This is a genomic window from Alkalibacterium sp. m-11, from assembly GCF_054658155.1.
In genome coordinates this window covers 1-20,997 of the sequence record NZ_BAAGIR010000010.1, presented here as the reverse complement: position 1 = coordinate 20,997, position 20,997 = coordinate 1, and the positions used below count along the sequence as shown (strand labels likewise).

Below are 20,997 nucleotides of genomic sequence, written 5' to 3'. Positions count from 1 at the left end.
AAAATAAAACAAGCAGAATGAACCGACCATCCTACTTGTTTTATCCAAATTTATCCTAATAGATCATCAAGCTCCATGTCATCCAGTGAAGAGACGTTATACACTTGAGCTTTCAGCGAAGCGTAATTGAAATAGTCATTCAATGTGATTGTCAAGATATCATCTACTATCTGATAATACCTTGATGGTCTGTAATGCTTCCACTTATATGCGGTGCAGTACTCCCACAAGTCTTCCAAACTAATCTCATCATAGCCGTTCTGACGGAATTCGATCAACTTTTTTTTCAGCCAAACCTCATAATCATCATCTATAATAAAGTTCAAGAGATTACCTCCTTTACTCATTCGAAAGGGGTATAATTACTTCTTCAGTCCTATTCGCTGTCTGCTGTTTTTTCGGGTGTGTTTGTTCCCAGCTCTTCAGACTGGGTCCCAGCTGCGGATGCTTTTGTAACGATACGTGCAACTGCGCGACGTTCGAAGGTTAGATATATCCCTTCACAGTCGATTATTACGGTGTTGTTTGTTTCATTTACTTCATCTACAATGCCGTGCAGGCCGCCGATCGTGACGATCGAATCACCTTTTCCTAATGAGCCGAGCATGTTCTGCGTTTCTTTTGCGCGTTTCTGCTGTGGTCTGATCATCAGCAGGTACATGATACCCATCAGTACTAAAAAGGGCAGCATTCCAAAAAGTAATTCCATGTAGTCATTCCTCCGTCTAATTTCCTGTTTTATTTTCCTGATTATCTCGTTTTCAAAGAGAACGATATTAATGTTTCACTACATACCTTAGCAAATTTCAGAGAAAAATACTAGTCTCATTAAAAACTTCTAAAAGTTTTTAGCATTCGGTTTATTGTATCCGTACTCCTCGAAAAACTGCTCCTTGAACTCAAGCAGGTTGTCTTCCCTGATTGCCTGTCTGACTTTCTTCATCAGGTCCAGCAGGAAATAGAGGTTGTGATAACTCGTCAGTCTCAGACCGAAAGTTTCATCTGATTTAAGAAGATGTCTCAAGTATGCTCGGGTATAGTTCCGGCACGTGTAGCATTCGCATTTTTCATCTAGAGGTCTGAAATCTCTCGCATAAATGGCATTCTTGATTACGACACGTCCCTTGCTGGTCATTGTCGTCCCGTTACGTGCAATACGGGTCGGAAGCACACAGTCAAACATATCAACTCCACGCATAACTCCTTCAATCAATGCATCAGGTGTCCCCACCCCCATAAGATAGCGGGGTTTGTCTTCAGGTAAGAGCGGTGTAGTGAAATCGAGCACCCGATACATATCTTCTTTAGGTTCACCGACAGATAGCCCACCTATTGAGTAACCGGCAAAGTCCATACTAGTCAGATCTTTAGCTGACTGTTTACGCAGATCTTCAAATCCAGCGCCCTGAACAATTCCAAACAACCCTTGACTATCAGTATTCTGGTGCGCTTCCAGTCCTCTTTCTGCCCATCTTGAGGTTCGCTCGACCGATTTTTTGACGTAATCATAGCTTTCATCAAATGGGGGGCATTCGTCGAAGGACATCATAATATCCGGTCCCAGCTTGTTCTGGATATTGATGGCTTTTTCAGGAGACAGGAAGAGTTTAGATCCGTCCATATGACTCTTGAAGTGGACGCCTTCTTCTTCAATTCTCCTCATATCTGAAAGTGAAAAGACCTGGAATCCACCTGAATCGGTCAGTATCCCATTGTCCCAGTTCATGAAAGCGTGCAGACCTCCCGATTCAGCAATCAGATCTTCTCCTGGTCTCAACCAGAGGTGATACGTATTGCTCAAGATGATGCCTGCTCCCATTTCTTCAAGCTCTTCAGGAGCAATAGTCTTAACGGTTGCCAGTGTCCCTACAGGCATGAACATAGGTGTTTCAAAAGTTCCGTGAGGTGTCGTGATTTTACCCAGGCGGGCTCCTGTGTGTTTATCTTTTTTTTCTAATGTATATGTGACTGGATGATTACTCATAACTAGCTCCTACTCTTTTATCTCTTTTTAACAAACATCGCATCTCCAAAACTGAAGAAACGGTATCTCTCCTGGACAGCATGATTATACGCTTCTAATACGAAGTCTCTTCCGAGAAATGCACTGACCAGCATAATCAGCGTCGACTTCGGCAGATGGAAGTTAGTCAGGAATCCGTCGACTGCTTTAAACTGGTAGCCGGGAGCGATAAAAATATCCGTCCATCCGCTGGCTGCCTGGAATCTCCCATCAAATGCCTGGCCGATTGTTTCCAGTGTACGGATTGACGTTGTGCCGATGGCTATGATACGCCCGCCTTCTTCTCTTGTTCTGTTCAATGTGTCTGCTGATTCTTCTGACAGCTGATAGAATTCTTCATGCATCTTATGTTCTTCGATATTATCTACACTCACTGGACGGAACGTGCCTAAACCCACATGAAGCGTCAGGAAAACGAGCTTGACTCCTTTTTCCTGTATCTTCTCAAGGATTTCCTCCGTGAAATGCAGCCCTGCTGTCGGTGCAGCAGCTGATCCATTTTCTTTTGCGTAAACGGTCTGATAACGTTCGCTGTCATCAAGACGTTCTTTGATATAAGGCGGTAGAGGCATTTCACCCAGCGACTCCAAAGTCTCAAGGAAAATCCCTTCATAAGAAAATTCTACGATTCGTCCCCCATGTTCCAGAGATTCGATAACAGTCGCTTTCAGACGTCCATCTCCAAACGTAATGACTGTTCCCGGCTTAGCTTTTTTAGCCGGCTTCATCAAGGTTTCCCACTTATCTCCTTCAAGGTTCTTAAGAAGAAGCACTTCCATGTGAGCTTTTGTGTCTTCTTTTTCCCCGTATAGTCTGGCAGGAAGAACCCGTGTATTATTCATTACAAGCGCGTCACCCGGATTCAGTTCATCTATTATACTTTCAAACTGTCTGTCTTCAATAGCTTCTGTTTCCTTAGTCAATACCATCATTTTAGAGGATGATCGGTTTTTCAATGGTGTCTGCGCAATCAGTTCTTCAGGTAATTCAAAATCAAAATCATTTGTAGTTAATGTCATGCGTATTCTCCTTTTATGATTTACTTCTTCATCAGATGCATCAGGTCGAAATGGTCATACGCCTTCTGAGTAGCCATTCTTCCACGAGACGTCCTTTGAATAAAGCCTTCTTTAAGCAGAAAAGGTTCAACCATATCTTCTATCGTCATCATTTCTTCTCCTATATTAGCCGATAAAGTATTCAGCCCTACTGGTCCGCCGTTATAAAGAGTGATCATGGTCTTGAGCAGTTTGTGATCGACGCTGTCCAGCCCCATATGATCTACACTCAGAAGATCTAAAGCTGAAGCAGCATTCTCCTTATCGACGATGCCTTCTCCTCTGACTTGTGCATAATCTCTTACTCGCTTGAGCAGACGATTGGCAATTCTGGGCGTGCCTCTGGACCTCCTGGCAATTTCCAGCGCCCCGTCTTCCACGATATCCGTCTGCAGTACAGATGCCGATCTAAGCACAATTTTTTCCAGCTCTTCCTTGGTATAGTATTCCATATGTGCCAGAATACCGAACCGGTCTCTCAGAGGTGCCGACAGTGATCCGGCCCGAGTCGTTGCACCGATCAATGTGAAAGGGGGAAGGGGAAAATGGACGGGATGAGCCGTTTCTCCCTGACCGATAATGATATCGACGTAGAAGTCTTCCATTGCGGAATACAGCATTTCCTCTGCAATCCTCGGCATCCGGTGAATCTCATCGATAAATAAGATCCCTCCTGGCTCCAGATCATTCAGCAGAGCCACCAGATCGCCTGGCTTTTCAATTGCCGGTCCGCTGGTTGTCCTGATTTCTGCTCCCATTTCATTGGCAATCACGATAGCCATGGTGGTTTTTCCGAGTCCTGGCGGGCCATAGAGAAGAACATGATCCAGTGCTTCTTCCCTGTTTTTGGCTGCTTCGATGTAAATCGACAGTTCCTTCTTTATTTTTTCCTGACCAAGATAATGAGCCAGACGTTGGGGTCTGAGCGTATGCTCCAAAGACTGTTCCTTCGAGTCCATCACCTGTTCAGATGTCAAATGTTGATTGTCTTCCATAACGTTCTCCTTTATTCACTGGCCTACTTTTTCATCAGATAAGACAGAGCTTCACGTATGTAAGCATCCGTACTCAGCTTCTTCCGATTATCAAACTGTTTTCTTGCTCTCGCTACATCTTTCTTTGTGTAACCCAGTGCCAGTAACGCTTCGATGGCTTCTTCAAAGGACTGGTTCGATCCCTCAGGCATATCAAAGACCTGCTGTCCTTCAAGGCCGTTTCCATCTGTTCCTTCAAATTCAGACAGTTTCCCTTTCAGATCGAGGACGATCTGCTGAGCAGTCTTTTTGCCCACACCAGGGAACTTGGTCAGAAATGTGACATTGTTGTCTTCAATTGCCTGAACGAAACCTTGGTGATTATCATTAGCCAGAATGGCCAGAGCAGATTTCGGTCCAATTCCTGACACATTGATCAGTTTCAGAAACAGATTCTTCTCCTGCATCGTCTTGAATCCAAAAAGCTGCATACTGTCCTGTTTAACATCCTGATAGACGTAGATCAGTATCTCCTGGCTCATCTGATCCGTATACCTGAAAGGATTCGCCATCAGAATCTTATATCCGATTCCCTGATTGTCGATCACAATATACCCAGGATAAAGGTGTGCGACGGTCCCTTTTATATATTCAAACATATCATTACCCTCACTTACCGTTAGTTAATCTTCACTATTATAACACAAAAACACCTGTCCATTAAGTCAAGTTAGGAACAGGTGTTTCAGTCTATCAGTTAGTTTAATTGAATTCCGCCAGATACTCGCCGTATCCTTCTTCCTCAAGCTTGTCCACTGGCACAAAGCGCATGGCAGCCGAATTGATGCAGTATCTCAACCCGCCTTTATTCTGTGGTCCATCTGTAAAGACATGTCCAAGGTGCGAGTCAGCTTCACTGCTTCTGACTTCTGTTCGTTCCATACCAAAAGTCGAATCTCTTTTCTCTTTAACTGTACGTTTCTTTATCGGTTTAGTAAATGATGGCCAGCCGCAGCCTGCATCATATTTATCATTTGAAGAAAACAGCGGTTCACCACTGACAACATCGACGAAAATACCGTCTTCGAAAAACTGATCATATTCACCAGTTCCCGGCCGTTCCGTTGCATTATTCTGCGTGACTTCATACTGGATCGGTGTCAGTTTCTTTTTCAGTTCTTTTTTATCCATGTGACGCCTTCCTTTCTTTAGTGAGGGTCCTGAATCCGTTTGAACATCTTTTCCATGTCATTTGTCGTGAAGCTGACCAGTACCGGCCTGCCATGCGGACAATTATACGGATTCTGAGTGTGTTTCAAATCTTCCAGCAGCTGCATTCCTTCCTGTGGCGAAAGGTAGTGATTAGCCTTGATCGACCGCTTGCAGCTCATCATGATGGCCGTTGCTTCCCTGAATTTGGCAACAGTCAAGCTTTTATGTGCTAAGAAAAAATCGATCATTTCCTTGACCGTTTCTTCCACCTGTCCGGCAATCATCCAATTGGGATGGTTCCTTAAAACGAAGCTGTTCTGACCAAAATCTTCCAGATGAATGGATGCTTCCTGCAGTTTATCTATATTCTCTCTGATGACGAGTGCTTCATCGGTAGGATAGTCAAGAACAAGCGGCACCAGCAGTTCCTGCAGGTCCGTACCATGTTCAGAAATCGTCGCCTTATAGTACTCATACTTGATTCTTTCCTGAGCAGCGTGCTGGTCTATAATATACAACCCTTTTTCATTTTGAGCAAATAAATAGGTCCCGTGCATCTGTCCAATATACTCAAGTTCAGGAAATGGGGAGTGTGTCTGGTTGATAGAATCGATTTTCATAGCCGTTCTCACAATCGATTCTTCATGATTTTCGAGGCCAGTTGTACTTCCTGGCTGACTGTCCTCTTTCAACTTAGAGTCTTCTACTTCTTCATTCCAGTTTTCAGCCTTGTTTAGTCCTACTTCTTCTCTCATAGTAAAACGCTGATCATCCTCCAGAACACGTTCTGAAGAGTGAGTTGAATAGCTATCAGAGACTCTCTGGTCGAACTGAAAACGTGTCTGTTCGGGCTTGACCATCTTGTCTGTCTGCTTTCTACTCTGCGGCTTATACACATTTTCTAGCGCATTAGGGATCCTGTTCTCCTGACTCAAACGTTCTTTAATTGTCTGGCTGATCAGCTGTCCGAGTTCCCGTTCATTACTAATGCGGACCTGCTGTTTAGTCGGATGCACGTTCACATCCAGCAGTAATGGATCCATCGTGATTCTGATTACCGCAACAGGGTAACGTCCAACCATCAATGTCGATCCGTAACCTTCAACAATGGCTTTATTCAAGGCATAATTTTTTATCACACGCCCATTCACAATTAGGGTAATGTAATTGTTGCTTGCTCTTGTCACCTCAGGAAGAGAAATGAATCCGTCCAGGTTGAAATCAAATGTCTCTTGACTGATATGCTTCATTTTACGGGCAGCATCAACGCCATATACCCCGGCAATTGCCTGAATCTGCTCTTTGTTTCCTGAGGTCCTAATCATGACGGAACCGTCCGACACAAGCTTAAAAGAAATTTCAGGGTGCGCAAGGGCAAATCGGTTGATCGCATCAGTAATATGCGACAGCTCCGTTTTCAACGTCCTTACGTATTTCAGACGGGCCGGTGTATTATAAAAGAGTTCATCTACAGTGACTGCCAGCCCTTGTCTTGACTTGGCTGCAGAATCTTCAACCACTTCTCCCCCTACCAGAACCAGTCGCCTGCCGGGTTGATTGCTTTGTGCTGTTTCTACAGTAACTTTGGATACAGAGGCGATACTTGGAAGAGCCTCTCCTCTGAAACCTAGGGTCCTGATTCGGAACAAGTCGTCATTGGAAATCAGCTTGCTCGTTGCATGGCGCTCAAATGCAGAAAGCACTTCTTCAGAAGCTATCCCCTCACCGTTGTCAATTACTTGTATTCGGTTCAACCCGGCTTCTTCGACAAACACTTCGATTTTCGAACTGCCTGCATCGATGGCATTTTCCACCAGTTCCTTCACCACTGAAGCTGGACGTTCGATCACTTCACCCGCTGCTATCTGATTGGCCAGGGTGGGCGACATGATTTGGATTTTTGGAGTCATTTGATCACTCAGCCTTTCACTCATCTGTCTTCATTTTGTCCTGCAGCTGACTTAATAGCTGCAATGCTTCGATCGGGGTCGTGTTGAGTACATTTACTTTCTGCAACGCTGCAATCACATCTTTTTCATTAGTCGTCAGATCATCAAAGAGATTCAGCTGCTCCTGCATCCTCAGACTGTCTTCATTCACAGTAACGGGTTGTTCCTCTTTATCTTCGAACAGATGGTCCTCCTTCTGTTCCAGATCAGACAGAATATGTCCAGCCCGGTCAAGGAGCGCGTCCGGAAGACCGGCTAATCTGGCCACCTGCACCCCATAACTTTTATCCGCCGGGCCTTTCATCATTTTGTGAAGAAAGACAAGGTTGCCCTCTTCTTCAACCGCACCAACATGGACATTTTTTAATCCTTCAAGTCTTTCTTCAAGGACTGTCAGTTCATGATAATGGGTTGAAAACAATGTTTTTGCTCTTATTTTATCGTGGACATACTCAATAATCGCTTCCGCAAGTGCCATGCCATCATAGGTGGCTGTCCCCCGGCCAATCTCATCGAACAGAAGCAGACTGTTCTCTGTAGCGTGCTGGAGAGCCTGATTCGTTTCGTTCATTTCGACCATGAAGGTGCTTTGTCCACCGATCAAATCATCCATCGCCCCTATCCGAGTAAACAGTCGGTCAAATACGGGGAGAGCGGCACTTTCTGCGGGTACAAAGCAGCCCATCTGAGCCATAATGACGCTGAGTGCCAGTTGTCTCATAAACGTGCTTTTACCTGACATATTCGGTCCAGTAATCAGAAGTATGGATGTCTCCTTAGTAAGATCCACGTCATTTGGCACATAAGACTGTTCTCCCATAACTTTTTCTACTACAGGATGTCTGCCGTTCCTGATATGGATATCCTGGCTATCAACTGAGAACTGTGGTCTCACGTAGTTGTATTCTTCACTGACCGAAGCGAAACTTTGAAGCACATCAATTTCTGCAACAGCACGAGCCAGCTTCTGCAATCTGTTGATCTCTTCTTTGACCATCTGACGGACATCCACAAACAAGTCATACTCGAGATTTTTTGACTTTTCTTCCGCTTCAAGAATCAGTGCTTCTTTTTCTTTGAGTTCAGGTGTGCTGTATCTTTCAGCATTTGCCAGGGTCTGTTTTCTTTCATAACGCCCTTCTTCCAGTTTGCTTACATTGCCTTTAGACACTTCGATGTAATACCCGAACACTTTGTTGAATCCTATTTTCAGATTCTTTATGCCAGTAGCTTCTCTTTCTTTCTGTTCGAGTTCTGCCATCCAGCGTCTGCCGTTAGTCATGGCTTCCTTATATTTGTCCAGTTGTTCATGGTAGCCTCTTCTGATTATCTCTCCATCAGTAACTGAGATGGGTGGGTCTTCGTCGATAGCCTGCTCGATAAGATCTCGCACGTCATCAATCGGATCCAGCTGACTTAAATAACTATCCCAGATCTTTTTTGTGTTGAGCCTGTCAACGATATCTGTCACGTGAGGAATCTGATCTAAAGACTGCTTGAGTTGGATCAGGTCTCTGGCATTGACCGTCCCAAAGGCTACTCTTCCTGCCAATCTCTCCAGATCATAGATGTTCTTCAGAACCTCGACCAGGTCATTCCGCTCAAAAAAGTGATTAAGCAGACCTTCTACTTTGTCCAGCCGCTCCTCGATCTGCTTCTTCCTTATCAGTGGTTTTTCAAGCCAGGATCTCAGCATGCGTCCTCCCATAGCTGTCTGGGTCTCATCCAGCAGCCAAAGCAAGGTACCCTTTTTTGATCCGTCTCTCAAGGATGTAGTCAGCTCCAGATTTCTTCTGGCATCCTGTCCATACAGCAGAAAGTTTCTTGTTTCATAAAACTGAACTTCCTGAAGGTGGTCCAGACTCCTCATTTGTGTTTCTGACAAGTAAGCCAGCAGCAGATCAATGACTCTGATAAGCGAGCTGTCCTGGACCAATTCAGTCAGACTGGATAATGGGTGCTGATAATCATCTGAAGAAGGATGCGAGACAGACATATTGTAGTGCTGAGCGAGCGTTTCCTGCAGGTCCAGAAATTCTCCCGGTTCAATGATCACTTCCTTACATTGGATCGATACCAGTTCGTTCACTGCTTCCTGAAGGGTCTCCACTTCAGTCACTTTGATTTCACCAGTAGTCAGATCAGCGTAGGACAGACCGATGTGCGGCTGCAGAGACGCCATAGCTGCTATATAATTGTTTTCTTTTGCCTCGACTGTCTTGGATTGCATGACCGTACCTGGCGTGACAACTTGGACAACCTCCCTTTTGACCATTCCCTTGGCCTGTTTCGGGTCCTCCACCTGTTCGCATATTGCCACTTTGTATCCCATTTCTATTAAGGTATCAATATATCCCTTGGCAGAGTGATGAGGCACTCCACACATGGGAATCTGCTCTTCCGCATTCTTATTTCTACTTGTCAAGGTCAGCTCAAGCAGCCGGGCAACCTTTACCGCATCATCAAAGAACAATTCATAGAAATCTCCTAGACGATAAAACAGAAAGGCATATGGATACTGTTTTTTTATTGATAAGTACTGCTCCATCATGGGAGTATGCTTAGTTTTCTGGGGCATTATGCTCACTCTTTCTAATGTCTATTGTTCAATTGGTTAACCGAAGAACGGGTTATCTTCGTCAATACGAATAGGCTTGATATCAACAGCTTTCCCGCTGGTATTATCTATCTCCAGATAACAGCCATTCAATCGCGTCCGACCCGTTTCCGGCACTTCAAACTGGTTAGGCATCTGAGTAGTAAATTTATGAAGAATAGAGTCTTTTTTCATCCCCAAAATACCATCATAGAAGCCTGTCATGCCTACGTCGGTCTGATAGGCGGTTCCTTTCGCTAAGATTCTCGAATCATTGGTCTGCACATGGGTATGTGTGCCAAGAACGGCAGAGACCTCTCCATCCATGAACCAGCCCATTGCTTCCTTTTCGCTAGTTGCTTCTGCATGGAAATCGATAAGGATATGAGGGGTGATTTTTCGTGCATCTTCAACAAGTGCCCGTCCGACCCGAAATGGATCTTCTAAATCAGCCATGAACGTTCGACCGTGAAGATTGATCACTGCCAATGTCTGCTGGTTGATTTTAATATATGCCAGTCCCTTGCCTGGGGTTACATCATTATCAGGATAATTAGCTGGACGAATCAGCTTTTTTTCATTGTCAATAAAGTCAAAAATCTCTCTCTGATCCCAAGTGTGGTTTCCCATAGTGACTAAATCGACCCCTGCTTGTAGAAGCTTTTTATAATCTCTTTCAGTGATCCCCCGTCCCCAAGCTGCGTTCTCACCATTAGCTATCGTTGCCTGAGGTTTATACTTTTCTTTTAACCGTGGAAGCCACTCTCTGACCATATCTACACCAAGTGACCCTACAATATCTCCTATAAATATTACTTTCATACTCAGACCTCTTTTCTAATCGCTCTCTCTATTTTAACAGCTTTATACTCCAAAAATCAAAATCATTCATACTACATAATGGATATAAAAAAGCCAATCATACAGACAAGATGTCTGCATGATTGACCTGTTTGTTATTTAGCGTATTCTACTGTTCTTGTTTCGCGTATAACCGTTACTTTGATGTGTCCGGGATAGTCCATGTCATCTTCTATTTGTTTACGTACATCTCTGGCAAGTTTAGACGTCATGCTGTCATCAAGCTCATCCGGCTTAACGATAATACGCACTTCACGTCCAGCCTGAATCGCGAAACTTTCTTTAACACCCTTATGGCTGTTTGAAATGCGTTCAAGGTTTTCAAGTCTCTGCAGGTAATGCTCCAGGGACTCACTTCTTGCTCCAGGTCTTGCCGCAGATATAGCATCTGCCGCTTCGACTAAGACTGAGATGACAGAAGTAGCTTCGACATCTCCATGGTGGGAAGCAATCGCATTTATTACCGTATCATTTTCCTGATACTTCATCGCGATTTGAGCTCCGATTTCCACATGCGATCCCTCTACTTCACTGTCGAGTGCTTTTCCAATATCATGGAGAAGCCCGGCACGTTTAGCCAGCTGAATGTCTTCACCTAGTTCAGCGGCCATAACCCCAGCAAGTTTCGCAACTTCAATAGAATGGTTCAACACGTTTTGACCATAACTTGTTCTAAAATGCAGACGTCCGACGATTTTCATCAGATCAGGATGAATTGAATGAATGCCTAGATCGAACATGGCTTCTTCTCCGATTTCTCTGATTCTTTCGTCCATTTCCTTACGGGATTTCTCCACAGCTTCTTCGATTCTACCAGGATGAATACGTCCGTCAGAAATCAGTTTTTCAAGTGCCATTTTAGCCGTTTCTCTTCTGATTGGGTCATATCCACTTAAGACGACTGCTTCAGGCGTATCATCAATAATCAGATCCATTCCTGTCAGACTCTCAAGCGTTCTGATGTTACGACCCTCGCGGCCAATGATGCGGCCTTTCATGTCATCATTTGGCAGACTGACCACACTTACAGTTGATTCTGTCACGCGATAAGCTGCACAGCGCTGGATAGCTTGTGTGACTAACGCTTTGGCTTTTCTGTCTGCTTCCACTTTAGCTTTATCCTCATACTGTTTGACCATGATAGCCATTTCACGAGACAAGTCGTCTTCCGTCTGTTTCAGTATAATAGATTTGGCTTCTTCTTCTGACAAAGCTGCAATCGTATGAAGTTTGTTCTGCTGTTCCTCAAGCAGGTCTTTAGCTGCCTGTTCCAGCTCTTCAACTTTTTTCTGACGTGCAGAAAGTTTATCCTCTCTGCTCTGCAGTGAACTTTCCCTTTTTTCCAAAGTACTTTCTTTTCGCCCTAGGTTATCTTCTCTTTGAGCTAGTCGATTTTCCTGGCGAGATACTTCAGATCGACGTTCCTTCAGCTCCCACTCTGCCTCTGTTCGATAAGAATGGATTTCTTCCTTTGCCTCCAGCAACGCTTCTTTTTTCAAAGTTTCAGCTTCTTTATTTGCGTCTTCAACAATGTCTTCAGCTGTTTGTTTAGAATTAGCTAATCTTTTCTCAAAACTCTGTTTTGTAAAATAAGATCCTACAACTACACCAATAATCAAAGCAACGATGATAGCGAAGGCTGTTAAAAGTATGTCCATCTAATCACCTCCGTATCAATATTTTGTTTTCATGTATAAAATAATCAGATATCGATTAAAATATCCTATAAAGGTTATTGTACACAATTAGTTCTGCTTCATTTTTTATAAAATAGAAACATACTAGTTTAATTTTATAGGTCTTTACATCTTCTGTCAACTAGCATTTAAGGGAGCTGACACAGTGAAAATAAAAAAACAACACCCTCCTATTAAGAGGATGCTGAGTCAGATTAATCTAGATCGAGTGTTTCAGGATCCGCACTTTCAATGATTTCTGTATCTTCTTCGTCACCGATGCCATAAGCAGTACGAACTTTCTTCTCAAGTTCTGCACGCATCTCAGGATGGTCGACCAGATACTGTTTTGCGTTTTCTCTTCCTTGACCGATTCTTTCATCACCATATGAGTACCATGCGCCTGCTTTAGTAATAATATCTGCGTCTGATCCCATATCTACGATTTCTCCGACTTGTGAGATTCCTTCGCCATACATAATGTCGACCATAGCCACTTTGAATGGTGGAGCAACTTTGTTTTTGACAATCTTGATTTTAGTACGGTTTCCAGTCATGTCCTGTCCGGATTTAATTGATTCTCCTCTTCTTACTTCCAGTCTCACAGAAGAATAGAATTTCAAGGCACGTCCTCCAGGCGTTGTTTCAGGATTACCAAACATGACCCCGACTTTTTCACGAATCTGGTTGATGAATAGAGCAATAGTCTTCGTCTTGTTGATCGATCCGGATAATTTACGAAGAGCCTGGGACATCAGTCGTGCTTGAAGTCCAATGTGTGAGTCTCCCATTTCTCCATCGATCTCAGCTCTTGGGACCAGCGCAGCAACAGAGTCGATGACTACCATATCAACCGCACCACTTGAAACTAAAGCATCCGCAATTTCAAGTGCCTGTTCACCCGTGTCCGGCTGAGATAAAAGCAGTTCATCAATGTCCACTCCAAGTGCTCTTGCATACTTAGGATCAAGTGCGTGCTCCGCATCGATAAAGGCAGCAATTCCGCCGTTGGCCTGTACTGAAGCTATCGCGTGCAGGGCTACGGTTGTTTTACCGGAACTTTCAGGACCGTAGACTTCAATAATACGTCCTCTCGGGTATCCTCCTATACCTAATGCAACATCCAGTGAAAGTGAGCCACTCGGTACTGTCTTGACCTGAGTGTCCACTTTTTCACCCATTTTCATAATTGACCCTTTACCATAACTTTTTTCGATTTTCTTCATTGCTGTTTCTAATGCTTTTGCGCGATCATCCGCCATTTAATTTCCTCCTGTATCCGTTCACTTGTCTTCTTAAATATAAAATAACTTTCTAATCTCTATGTCTATTTTAGACTGATGTATCAGAAAAATCAAGTTTTTTCGAACATTCATTCGGTTTATTTTTTATCTTCGCCATAAAAAATCGTATTCTCTATAGGCATGTCTTTCAGGACTCGTCTAACAAGTTCCAAGGCATTTTGCACAGCCAGCCGTCTGTTTCTATTCCGCTTATATCCGAAGTGAAAGTGTTTTGAAAATGATTGTTTATCTTTATATGCGATTCCTATATAAACCGTGCCTGGTATCTGGTCTTTAAGCGAACTCGGTCCTGCCACGCCTGTCAGTCCGACACCAATATCGGCATCAAACATAGCTCTGGATTTTTCAGCCATTTCTATCGCACATTCCGGGCTGACTACTCCAAATTTGTTGATTGTTTCTTTAGTGACTTTAAGAACTTTATTCTTTTTATCAGCACTGTAAGTTATTAATCCCCCTTCCAGAATAGAACCAGCAGACAAATCACTTGTCAGATCACTGAGGAAAGCACCTCCAGTCAGACTTTCTGCTGCTGTTATAGTCAAGCTTCGCTCGTTCAGCATATCTTTTATGACATCGGCCAGCCGCTTGTCACCATATCCAAAGAAGTAATCGGGCAATATCTCCATTATATCCTTTTCTATCTCGTCTATGGCTTCATTTCCCTGTTCCTCATTTTCAGCTTTTGCTGTAATTCTGACAGTTATTTCTCCGTCATTTGCATAAACAGCAACTGTGGGATTAGACTGATTTACTACGATATCCTGAATTTTTTCTGCCAGTTGTGCTTCTGTCAGTCCGAAAAACCGCATCACTCTGGAAACGAGCACCTGTTCATCGAGGATGTGCTTGACTATCTCTTCTTTCAGATAATTTTCAACCATCGGCTCCAGTTCGTCAGGTGGCCCCGGTAGGAGGGCATAATGGCGATTGTTCTGGGTCAGCATCATGCCTACTGCCAACCCTGTGTCATTAGTCAGCGGTCTCGAATCTGCAAAAATCAGAGCCTGGAGCTGATTGTTTTCAGGCATATTAAAATCAGAATTTTTATGATAGGTTATGATCTTGTTTTCAGTCTCTTCGTGAAGAATAAGATCGACATCCAAATAATTGGCTAGAGTTTTTTTCGTAATATCATCTTCTGTAGGCCCCAGACCACCAGATAATACAATCAGATCAACTCTTTGTTCAGCTTGCTTAATTGCATCAACCAGTCTTTCAGGGTTATCTCCTACTGTTACATGATGGTACACTTCGACTCCTAAAGCAGCCAGTTCTCTTGACAGGAATGCAGAATTGGTATTGACTACATGCCCAAGCAGCAGTTCCGTTCCTATTGAAATAATTTCTGCTTTCATAATGGCCTCCTATATATAATATTTACCTTTCATTCTATTTATCACTAATATTTTAACACATGAAAAAATAAACCATGTCAAAAAGAATTAAAAAGACATACAGACTCAAACCTGCATGTCTTTCATTATTCATTATTATTCTGAAAAAGTACCTGAGAACACATCTCTTGCCTCGTAAAAATAATTGACTCCTGAATATATCGTAAAGAAGAGACAGACATAGAGAAGGATTGTTCCTATAGAAACATTTAATCCACCAAAAGGAAAATCATTGATCAAAAGAAAAATAATTGCGAACATTTGAGTGTTTGTTTTTATTTTCCCGGGCCAAGCAGCTGCCATGACTGTTCCGCCCTGTTCCACGAGAATCAGTCTTAGTCCTGTGACAGCTAATTCTCTGGATACGATAACTGCCACTACCCATGAAGGAGCCATGCCAAGTTCAACAAGAAGGATCAGCGTCGACATGACCAGCATCTTATCTGCCAGAGGATCAGCGAATTTACCAAAATTTGATACGATGTTCATTTTTCTAGCTAAATAACCATCCAGCCAGTCTGTAAAACTCGCAACTGAAAACAAAATCGCTGCCACAAGCAGCTGAATATCGATATCTGAACCAAACACAGTCAGCGTGCCTAAATTTAGAGGAGCAAGGACCAGTACGATAAATATAGGAATCAGAAAAATTCTGAACAAGGTGATTTTATTAGGTAGATTCATTGTTTCCTCCTGATGAAAAAGACCAGACTGACGAAAGACTGGTCTTTTATCTTTCTATGATTAATTAAATGTGATGAACATTTCCTGTCTTACAGCTGTTGCTGCTTCGGCAAAAGGTAAGGATTCACCATTCAGTTCAATTGAAGTTGCAGGTGCATTTCCTATAACTATCGCAACCTCGGCTGCAGTTCCATCAAATGATACTTCAAGTGTTTCTCCGCTATTGATCATACCCTCTTCGACCGGTGATCCATCTATAGTTATTCTTACCCATGAGGCTGCTCCATCAGCAGACAAACTAAGCGTCTGGTTATCCGGATGAGTGCCTGATATTTCATAAGTCGTAGTTGAGGCCGTTCCATCTATTTCTTCAATGGACTGCTCTTCACTGTCCTCACCATTTTCTTCTTCAGTATCCTCTTCATCATTGCCCGACTCATCGTCACCGGTGTCTTGAGAATCTTCCTCCAGATCTTCTTCGGTATCTTCTTCTTCCGCATCGTCATTGTTGTCGACTTCAACAACACCAGCGCCCTCATCACCCTGGATAAAGGAATCACTGTCACCATTTCCAGCGCCACTGGTTACAGCTAAATATATTGCAAAGATAATTGCGATCACGAGCAGTACGATGAGTATTGTAGGAAGACTATCCTGTACCGTGGCCATAAACCCGGTCCGTTTAGTCTTAGAACGTGTCTGGGTGTTCTGAACACTTTTCGAGTATGTCGTTTCACTTACTTGAGGAATACTGTCCATATGATTATTGATCAGTTCTTCTCCATTTAATCCAACTGAATCTGCGTATTGTTTAATAAAAGCACGCGCATAAAAATTGCCTGGTAATACATCAAGGTTGCCTTTTTCAACAGCAATCAGATAGCGTTTTTGTATCTTCGTAATCTGCTGCAGATCATCCAGCGTGTACCCTTTAGCTTGACGAGCTTCTTTTAATTTCTCTCCTATTTCGTTCAAACTGTTTCACCTGCCTAGAGTATTTCATTTATTTATATGATTTAAAAGTCATTTCGTTTAAAGTTGTCATGATACAATGCAGGAAAAGAATGTGTTATATTCCATCCATCTTTACAAAGTATACCATAAGTGACTATACTCGTATAGTGAATAAACCCTCTAATCAAGAATCAATTTTTAACTTTTTAAGAATTTATTACAGCTATTGTGTATGTCAGCTGAGATAATGTATATACATACAACAAAAGGAATGTTATACATTCAAAAAACCAGGCACAAAATCGTATCAAAGATTTTGTGCCTGGTTATTTACATTAATTTGCGTAATTCATCAGCTTTATCAGTTTTTTCCCATGAGAGATCAACATCAGTTCTACCGAAGTGCCCATAAGCAGCTGTCTGTTTGAATATAGGTCGTTTAAGATCCAGCATTTTAATGATTCCAGCTGGTCTAAGATCAAAGAGTTCTCTTACAGCATTGATTAATCGCTCATTTGATATTTTCCCAGTTCCAAACGTATCGATAGAAATCGATACAGGCTGTGAAACACCAATAGCATAGGCTAGCTGAACTTCTACTTTATCTGCCAAATCCGCTGCTACTATGTTTTTAGCAATGTATCTGGCTACATAACTGGCTGAGCGGTCTACCTTTGTTCCATCTTTGCCGGAGAATGCTCCTCCACCATGACGAGCATATCCGCCATATGTGTCGACGATAATTTTTCTTCCTGTCAATCCTGCATCTCCTTGTGGTCCCCCCACTACGAAGCGCCCTGTCGGATTGATATAGTATTTCGTGTCATTATCCAACCATTTGGAAGGAATGACCTGAGTGATTACTTTCTCCATAATATCTTTTTCTAACAAATCTGCTGTGATATCCGGTCTATGCTGAGTACTGATGACAACAGCATCTATTCGTCTAGGATTATCATTTTCATCATACTCTACAGTTACCTGAGCTTTTCCGTCAGGTCTTAAATAATCCAAGCTTTTATTCTTCCTGACTTTAGCAAGCTGGCGCGTTAGTTTATGACTAAGCGAGATAGGCAATGGCATAAGCTCTGGCGTTTCTTTAGTTGCATAGCCAAACATCAGACCCTGGTCACCTGCACCTATTTTATCCAGTTTATCCTGAGCTTCTGACTTGTACTCAATCGAGTCGTCTACACCTACTGCAATATCTGGTGACTGATCATCAATCGACACCACTACTGCACATGTATCTGCGTCAAATCCGTATTTTGCACGGGTATAGCCTATGTCTCTAATAGTATCACGTGCAATTTTCTGCATATCGACATAAGTTTCTGTGCGTATTTCTCCTGCTATCAGAACGAGTCCTGTCGTAACTAATGTCTCACATGCAACTCTAGCTTCCGGATCTTTAGAAAGGATTGCATCTAAAATAGCATCACTGATTTGATCAGCAATTTTATCCGGGTGACCTTCCGTTACAGATTCTGAAGTAAATAATCTTTTTTCCATTAAATATTCCCCCTAATTTGTTCGGTTACAAGGCTTCCGACCGGTTGTGGCCGTCCTATCGGGAATTCATTGTAAACCTTAACCATTTTACCACAAATCAGAAATAAATACACGCTGCAGTTTTAGACTGGGCATATGCATTAATATAACCCCACATCATATAGAGGAATATGATATGATTAATAAGAATATAATAAAAGGAGTTGACTCTATGTCCACTTTGAACAACACGAAAAACATTGAAGTTATTCTTTATCTGCTTACGCCCGTTATTGGCCTATCCTATTCTATAATGTATGAACCGATAACATTACTTCCTCTTGTAATGCTTCTTACATATTTGTATAGCTTGAAAAGATTTGAAAAGAATAGCCAATCAGCCAGGGTTTCTAAATGGACTACACTTATCTTGCTGCTGGTGTCCTTAACTTATTTTTCTTACATTTATTCGCTCTTCTCACTTATATTATTATCCTCGACTGCTTTACTGTTGGGGTTGAAGCCTCAATTTTACAGCTATAATTTAATTACAGTGTACAATGTAATTAAATTGTTTTTACTGGTCGTCATTATGAACGCTTTTGCATTTTACAGTCAGACTCTTTTTATTTCCGCACGACTTATTCTATTTCTAATCATCCTATTCGTGATGTTCTCATTAACTTACATTAAAAATACCAAAAAAAGGAACCCCACTGGATGAGGTTCCTTTTTTACGTTTTTGACATAAAGCGGGTGAGGAGAATCGAACTCCCGACATCAGCTTGGAAGGCTGGGGTTTTACCACTAAACTACACCCGCATCATTATCATAGGTATATGGCGCTGGACAGAGTCGAACTGCCGACACACGGAGCTTCAATCCGTTGCTCTACCAACTGAGCTACAGCGCCTGTAAAAGCGGTCCCGACGGGAATCGAACCCGCGATCTCCTGCGTGACAGGCAGGCGTGATAACCGCTACACTACGGGACCTGTAAATATTCGAAAAGTTTATACTTGTAAACTTCTCAAGAAGCAACAATGTTTCAATAAGATACACTGTGGACTGGTGTCCAAGTGTACCATGTCTGTAATCACTGAAGCATCAACAGATATGGTAAAGGAGGATGTGGGATTCGAACCCACGCGTGCTTTTACACACCTGACGGTTTTCAAGACCGTTCCCTTCAGCCGGACTTGGGTAATCCTCCATTAAAGTAATACTATTTAATTACTATGACCCCTACGGGATTCGAACCCGTGTTACCGCCGTGAAAGGGCGGTGTCTTAACCGCTTGACCAAGGGGCCTATAAAATTAAAAAACGGAGAAGGAGGGATTTGAACCCTCGCGCCGGGAAAACCGACCTACACCCTTAGCAGGGGCGCCTCTTCAGCCACTTGAGTACTTCCCCATACCAATTAAAAATTGATATAATGGGCCTAAGTGGACTCGAACCACCGACCTCACGCTTATCAGGCGTGCGCTCTAACCGGACTGAGCTATAGGCCCCAAATAAATAGGCTGTATTTCAATAATACAAAGCGGGTGAGGAGAATCGAACTCCCGACATCAGCTTGGAAGGCTGGGGTTTTACCACTAAACTACACCCGCTAAAACGGTCCCGACGGGAATCGAACCCGCGATCTCCTGCGTGACAGGCAGGCGTGATAACCGCTACACTACGGGACCTTACGATTTATTCAACCTCTATGAGGTCGTCACACTGTGGACTGACGTCCAAGTGTATCATGTCTGTAATCGCTAAAGCTTCAACAGCCATGACAATTGCGGAGGCAGGACTCGAACCTGCGACCTCCGGGTTATGAGCCCGACGAGCTGCCAACTGCTCTACTCCGCGATAATATAAAAACCATTTAAGGTTACACTGCAAGCGGACGCTTGAGTGCCCCATGGCTGTAATCGCTGAAGCGTCAACAGCCATGGCAATGGACCTTGCAGGACTCGAACCTGCGACCGAACGGTTATGAGCCGTTTGCTCTAACCAACTGAGCTAAAGGTCCGCTTCCATAGCGGCGGAGGGGATCGAACCCCCGACCTCACGGGTATGAACCGTACGCTCTAGCCAGCTGAGCTACACCGCCATTTTAATACTAATCGGGAAGACAGGATTCGAACCTGCGACCCCTTGGTCCCAAACCAAGTGCTCTACCAAGCTGAGCTACTTCCCGAATGTAAAAGTGCACCCTAGAGGAGTCGAACCTCTAACCGCCTGATTCGTAGTCAGGTACTCTATCCAATTGAGCTAAGGGTGCTTTATAAGATCCAATGCCGAGGGCCGGAGTCGAACCGGCACGGAGAAAACTCTCCGCAGGATTTTAAGTCCTGTGCGTCTACCAATTCCGCCACCCCGGCCGGAAACATAAATCGTATATAAGGACAATTGGAATCGGTTTAAGCGGAAGACGGGATTCGAACCCGCGACCCCCACCTTGGCAAGGTGATGTTCTACCACTGAACTACTTCCGCTGGTAATAAAACAAAAATGCCGGCTAAAGGATTTGAACCCTCGACCCACTGATTACAAATCAGTTGCTCTACCAACTGAGCTAAGCCGGCTCAATGTTATGCGGATGGAGGGACTTGAACCCCCACGCCGTGAAGCGCTAGATCCTAAATCTAGTGCGTCTGCCAATTCCGCCACATCCGCATGTGGTATATATAAGATTGCTCTTATATATGAGCCGTACAGGATTCGAACCTGTGACCCACTGATTAAAAGTCAGTTGCTCTACCAACTGAGCTAACGGCTCATGGATCTATGGAGGTTAACGGGCTCGAACCGCTGACCCTCTGC

The 20,997-nt window shown here is 43.4% G+C and carries 16 protein-coding genes, 19 tRNA genes and 1 riboswitch; all 35 genes read right to left on the bottom strand.

Features of this window, described 5'->3' with window-relative positions; genetic code table 11:
- Window positions 1-50 precede the first annotated feature (50 nt).
- A complete protein-coding gene (locus ACYQ2O_RS02350) occupies window positions 51-326 on the bottom strand; it encodes a post-transcriptional regulator (protein ID WP_346023774.1) in 276 nt (91 codons plus the stop codon).
- A 50-nt stretch (window positions 327-376) separates the two neighbouring features.
- Window positions 377-709, bottom strand: a complete 333-nt coding sequence (yajC, locus tag ACYQ2O_RS02345) for a preprotein translocase subunit YajC (RefSeq protein WP_346023773.1) — start codon at window positions 707-709, stop codon at window positions 377-379.
- Window positions 710-838: 129 nt separating this feature from the next.
- Window positions 839-1,984, bottom strand: a complete 1,146-nt coding sequence (gene tgt / locus ACYQ2O_RS02340; protein WP_346023772.1) for a tRNA guanosine(34) transglycosylase Tgt — start codon at window positions 1,982-1,984, stop codon at window positions 839-841.
- A 17-nt stretch (window positions 1,985-2,001) separates the two neighbouring features.
- Window positions 2,002-3,042, bottom strand: a complete 1,041-nt coding sequence (queA, locus tag ACYQ2O_RS02335) for a tRNA preQ1(34) S-adenosylmethionine ribosyltransferase-isomerase QueA (RefSeq protein ID WP_459795911.1) — start codon at window positions 3,040-3,042, stop codon at window positions 2,002-2,004.
- A 20-nt stretch (window positions 3,043-3,062) separates the two neighbouring features.
- Window positions 3,063-4,076 (bottom strand): Holliday junction branch migration DNA helicase RuvB, encoded by a 1,014-nt coding sequence (gene ruvB, locus ACYQ2O_RS02330; protein ID WP_346023771.1) that lies wholly within the window; start codon window positions 4,074-4,076, stop codon window positions 3,063-3,065.
- Between the two features lie 23 nt (window positions 4,077-4,099).
- Window positions 4,100-4,714, bottom strand: a complete 615-nt coding sequence (gene ruvA / locus ACYQ2O_RS02325; RefSeq protein WP_346023770.1) for a Holliday junction branch migration protein RuvA — start codon at window positions 4,712-4,714, stop codon at window positions 4,100-4,102.
- Window positions 4,715-4,817: 103 nt separating this feature from the next.
- A complete protein-coding gene (gene msrB, locus ACYQ2O_RS02320; RefSeq protein WP_346023769.1) occupies window positions 4,818-5,246 on the bottom strand; it encodes a peptide-methionine (R)-S-oxide reductase MsrB in 429 nt (142 codons plus the stop codon).
- Between the two features lie 17 nt (window positions 5,247-5,263).
- Window positions 5,264-7,177, bottom strand: a complete 1,914-nt coding sequence (mutL, locus tag ACYQ2O_RS02315) for a DNA mismatch repair endonuclease MutL (RefSeq protein WP_346023768.1) — start codon at window positions 7,175-7,177, stop codon at window positions 5,264-5,266.
- Between the two features lie 16 nt (window positions 7,178-7,193).
- Complete coding sequence (gene mutS, locus ACYQ2O_RS02310; protein WP_346023767.1) at window positions 7,194-9,794, bottom strand: DNA mismatch repair protein MutS; 2,601 nt, start codon at window positions 9,792-9,794, stop codon at window positions 7,194-7,196.
- A 36-nt stretch (window positions 9,795-9,830) separates the two neighbouring features.
- Window positions 9,831-10,634, bottom strand: coding sequence for a TIGR00282 family metallophosphoesterase (locus tag ACYQ2O_RS02305; protein WP_346023766.1), 804 nt, complete (start codon window positions 10,632-10,634; stop codon window positions 9,831-9,833).
- Window positions 10,635-10,768: 134 nt separating this feature from the next.
- The gene (gene rny, locus ACYQ2O_RS02300) at window positions 10,769-12,331 is read right to left on the bottom strand and encodes a ribonuclease Y (protein WP_346023765.1); all 1,563 of its coding nucleotides are present in this window, start codon (window positions 12,329-12,331) and stop codon (window positions 10,769-10,771) included.
- A gap of 233 nt (window positions 12,332-12,564) precedes the next feature.
- A complete protein-coding gene (gene recA, locus ACYQ2O_RS02295) occupies window positions 12,565-13,611 on the bottom strand; it encodes a recombinase RecA (protein WP_091267217.1) in 1,047 nt (348 codons plus the stop codon).
- Window positions 13,612-13,730: 119 nt separating this feature from the next.
- Complete coding sequence (locus tag ACYQ2O_RS02290; protein ID WP_346023764.1) at window positions 13,731-15,011, bottom strand: competence/damage-inducible protein A; 1,281 nt, start codon at window positions 15,009-15,011, stop codon at window positions 13,731-13,733.
- Between the two features lie 135 nt (window positions 15,012-15,146).
- Window positions 15,147-15,734 carry a CDP-diacylglycerol--glycerol-3-phosphate 3-phosphatidyltransferase gene (gene pgsA / locus ACYQ2O_RS02285; RefSeq protein WP_346023763.1) on the bottom strand — a complete coding sequence of 196 codons (588 nt, stop codon included), beginning with the start codon at window positions 15,732-15,734 and terminating at the stop codon, window positions 15,147-15,149.
- A 60-nt stretch (window positions 15,735-15,794) separates the two neighbouring features.
- Window positions 15,795-16,709 (bottom strand): helix-turn-helix domain-containing protein, encoded by a 915-nt coding sequence (locus tag ACYQ2O_RS02280; RefSeq protein WP_346023762.1) that lies wholly within the window; start codon window positions 16,707-16,709, stop codon window positions 15,795-15,797.
- A 309-nt stretch (window positions 16,710-17,018) separates the two neighbouring features.
- Complete coding sequence (gene metK / locus ACYQ2O_RS02275; protein WP_346023761.1) at window positions 17,019-18,200, bottom strand: methionine adenosyltransferase; 1,182 nt, start codon at window positions 18,198-18,200, stop codon at window positions 17,019-17,021.
- Window positions 18,198-18,280, bottom strand: a riboswitch (SMK box riboswitch). Its footprint overlaps the gene before it by 3 nt.
- A 650-nt stretch (window positions 18,281-18,930) precedes the next feature.
- A tRNA-Gly gene (locus tag ACYQ2O_RS02270) sits at window positions 18,931-19,001 on the bottom strand.
- A gap of 18 nt (window positions 19,002-19,019) precedes the next feature.
- A tRNA-Phe gene (locus tag ACYQ2O_RS02265) sits at window positions 19,020-19,092 on the bottom strand.
- 8 nt (window positions 19,093-19,100) lie between these two features.
- Window positions 19,101-19,173 (bottom strand) — tRNA-Asp (locus ACYQ2O_RS02260).
- Between the two features lie 128 nt (window positions 19,174-19,301).
- Window positions 19,302-19,391, bottom strand: a tRNA-Ser gene (locus tag ACYQ2O_RS02255).
- Window positions 19,392-19,417: 26 nt separating this feature from the next.
- Window positions 19,418-19,489: transfer RNA gene (locus ACYQ2O_RS02250), tRNA-Glu, on the bottom strand.
- A 15-nt stretch (window positions 19,490-19,504) separates the two neighbouring features.
- Window positions 19,505-19,593 (bottom strand) — tRNA-Ser (locus ACYQ2O_RS02245).
- A gap of 23 nt (window positions 19,594-19,616) precedes the next feature.
- Window positions 19,617-19,691: transfer RNA gene (locus tag ACYQ2O_RS02240), tRNA-Ile, on the bottom strand.
- 31 nt (window positions 19,692-19,722) lie between these two features.
- Window positions 19,723-19,793: transfer RNA gene (locus ACYQ2O_RS02235), tRNA-Gly, on the bottom strand.
- Between the two features lie 5 nt (window positions 19,794-19,798).
- Window positions 19,799-19,871: transfer RNA gene (locus tag ACYQ2O_RS02230), tRNA-Asp, on the bottom strand.
- Window positions 19,872-19,967: 96 nt separating this feature from the next.
- Window positions 19,968-20,040 (bottom strand) — tRNA-Met (locus ACYQ2O_RS02225).
- Window positions 20,041-20,129: 89 nt separating this feature from the next.
- A tRNA-Ile gene (locus ACYQ2O_RS02220) sits at window positions 20,130-20,203 on the bottom strand.
- A gap of 7 nt (window positions 20,204-20,210) precedes the next feature.
- A tRNA-Met gene (locus ACYQ2O_RS02215) sits at window positions 20,211-20,284 on the bottom strand.
- 13 nt (window positions 20,285-20,297) lie between these two features.
- Window positions 20,298-20,371: transfer RNA gene (locus tag ACYQ2O_RS02210), tRNA-Pro, on the bottom strand.
- Between the two features lie 10 nt (window positions 20,372-20,381).
- Window positions 20,382-20,455 (bottom strand) — tRNA-Arg (locus tag ACYQ2O_RS02205).
- Window positions 20,456-20,469: 14 nt separating this feature from the next.
- Window positions 20,470-20,555 (bottom strand) — tRNA-Leu (locus tag ACYQ2O_RS02200).
- A gap of 42 nt (window positions 20,556-20,597) precedes the next feature.
- Window positions 20,598-20,669, bottom strand: a tRNA-Gly gene (locus ACYQ2O_RS02195).
- Window positions 20,670-20,686: 17 nt separating this feature from the next.
- A tRNA-Thr gene (locus ACYQ2O_RS02190) sits at window positions 20,687-20,759 on the bottom strand.
- 9 nt (window positions 20,760-20,768) lie between these two features.
- Window positions 20,769-20,850, bottom strand: a tRNA-Leu gene (locus ACYQ2O_RS02185).
- A gap of 30 nt (window positions 20,851-20,880) precedes the next feature.
- Window positions 20,881-20,953: transfer RNA gene (locus ACYQ2O_RS02180), tRNA-Lys, on the bottom strand.
- Window positions 20,954-20,997 lie beyond the last annotated feature (44 nt).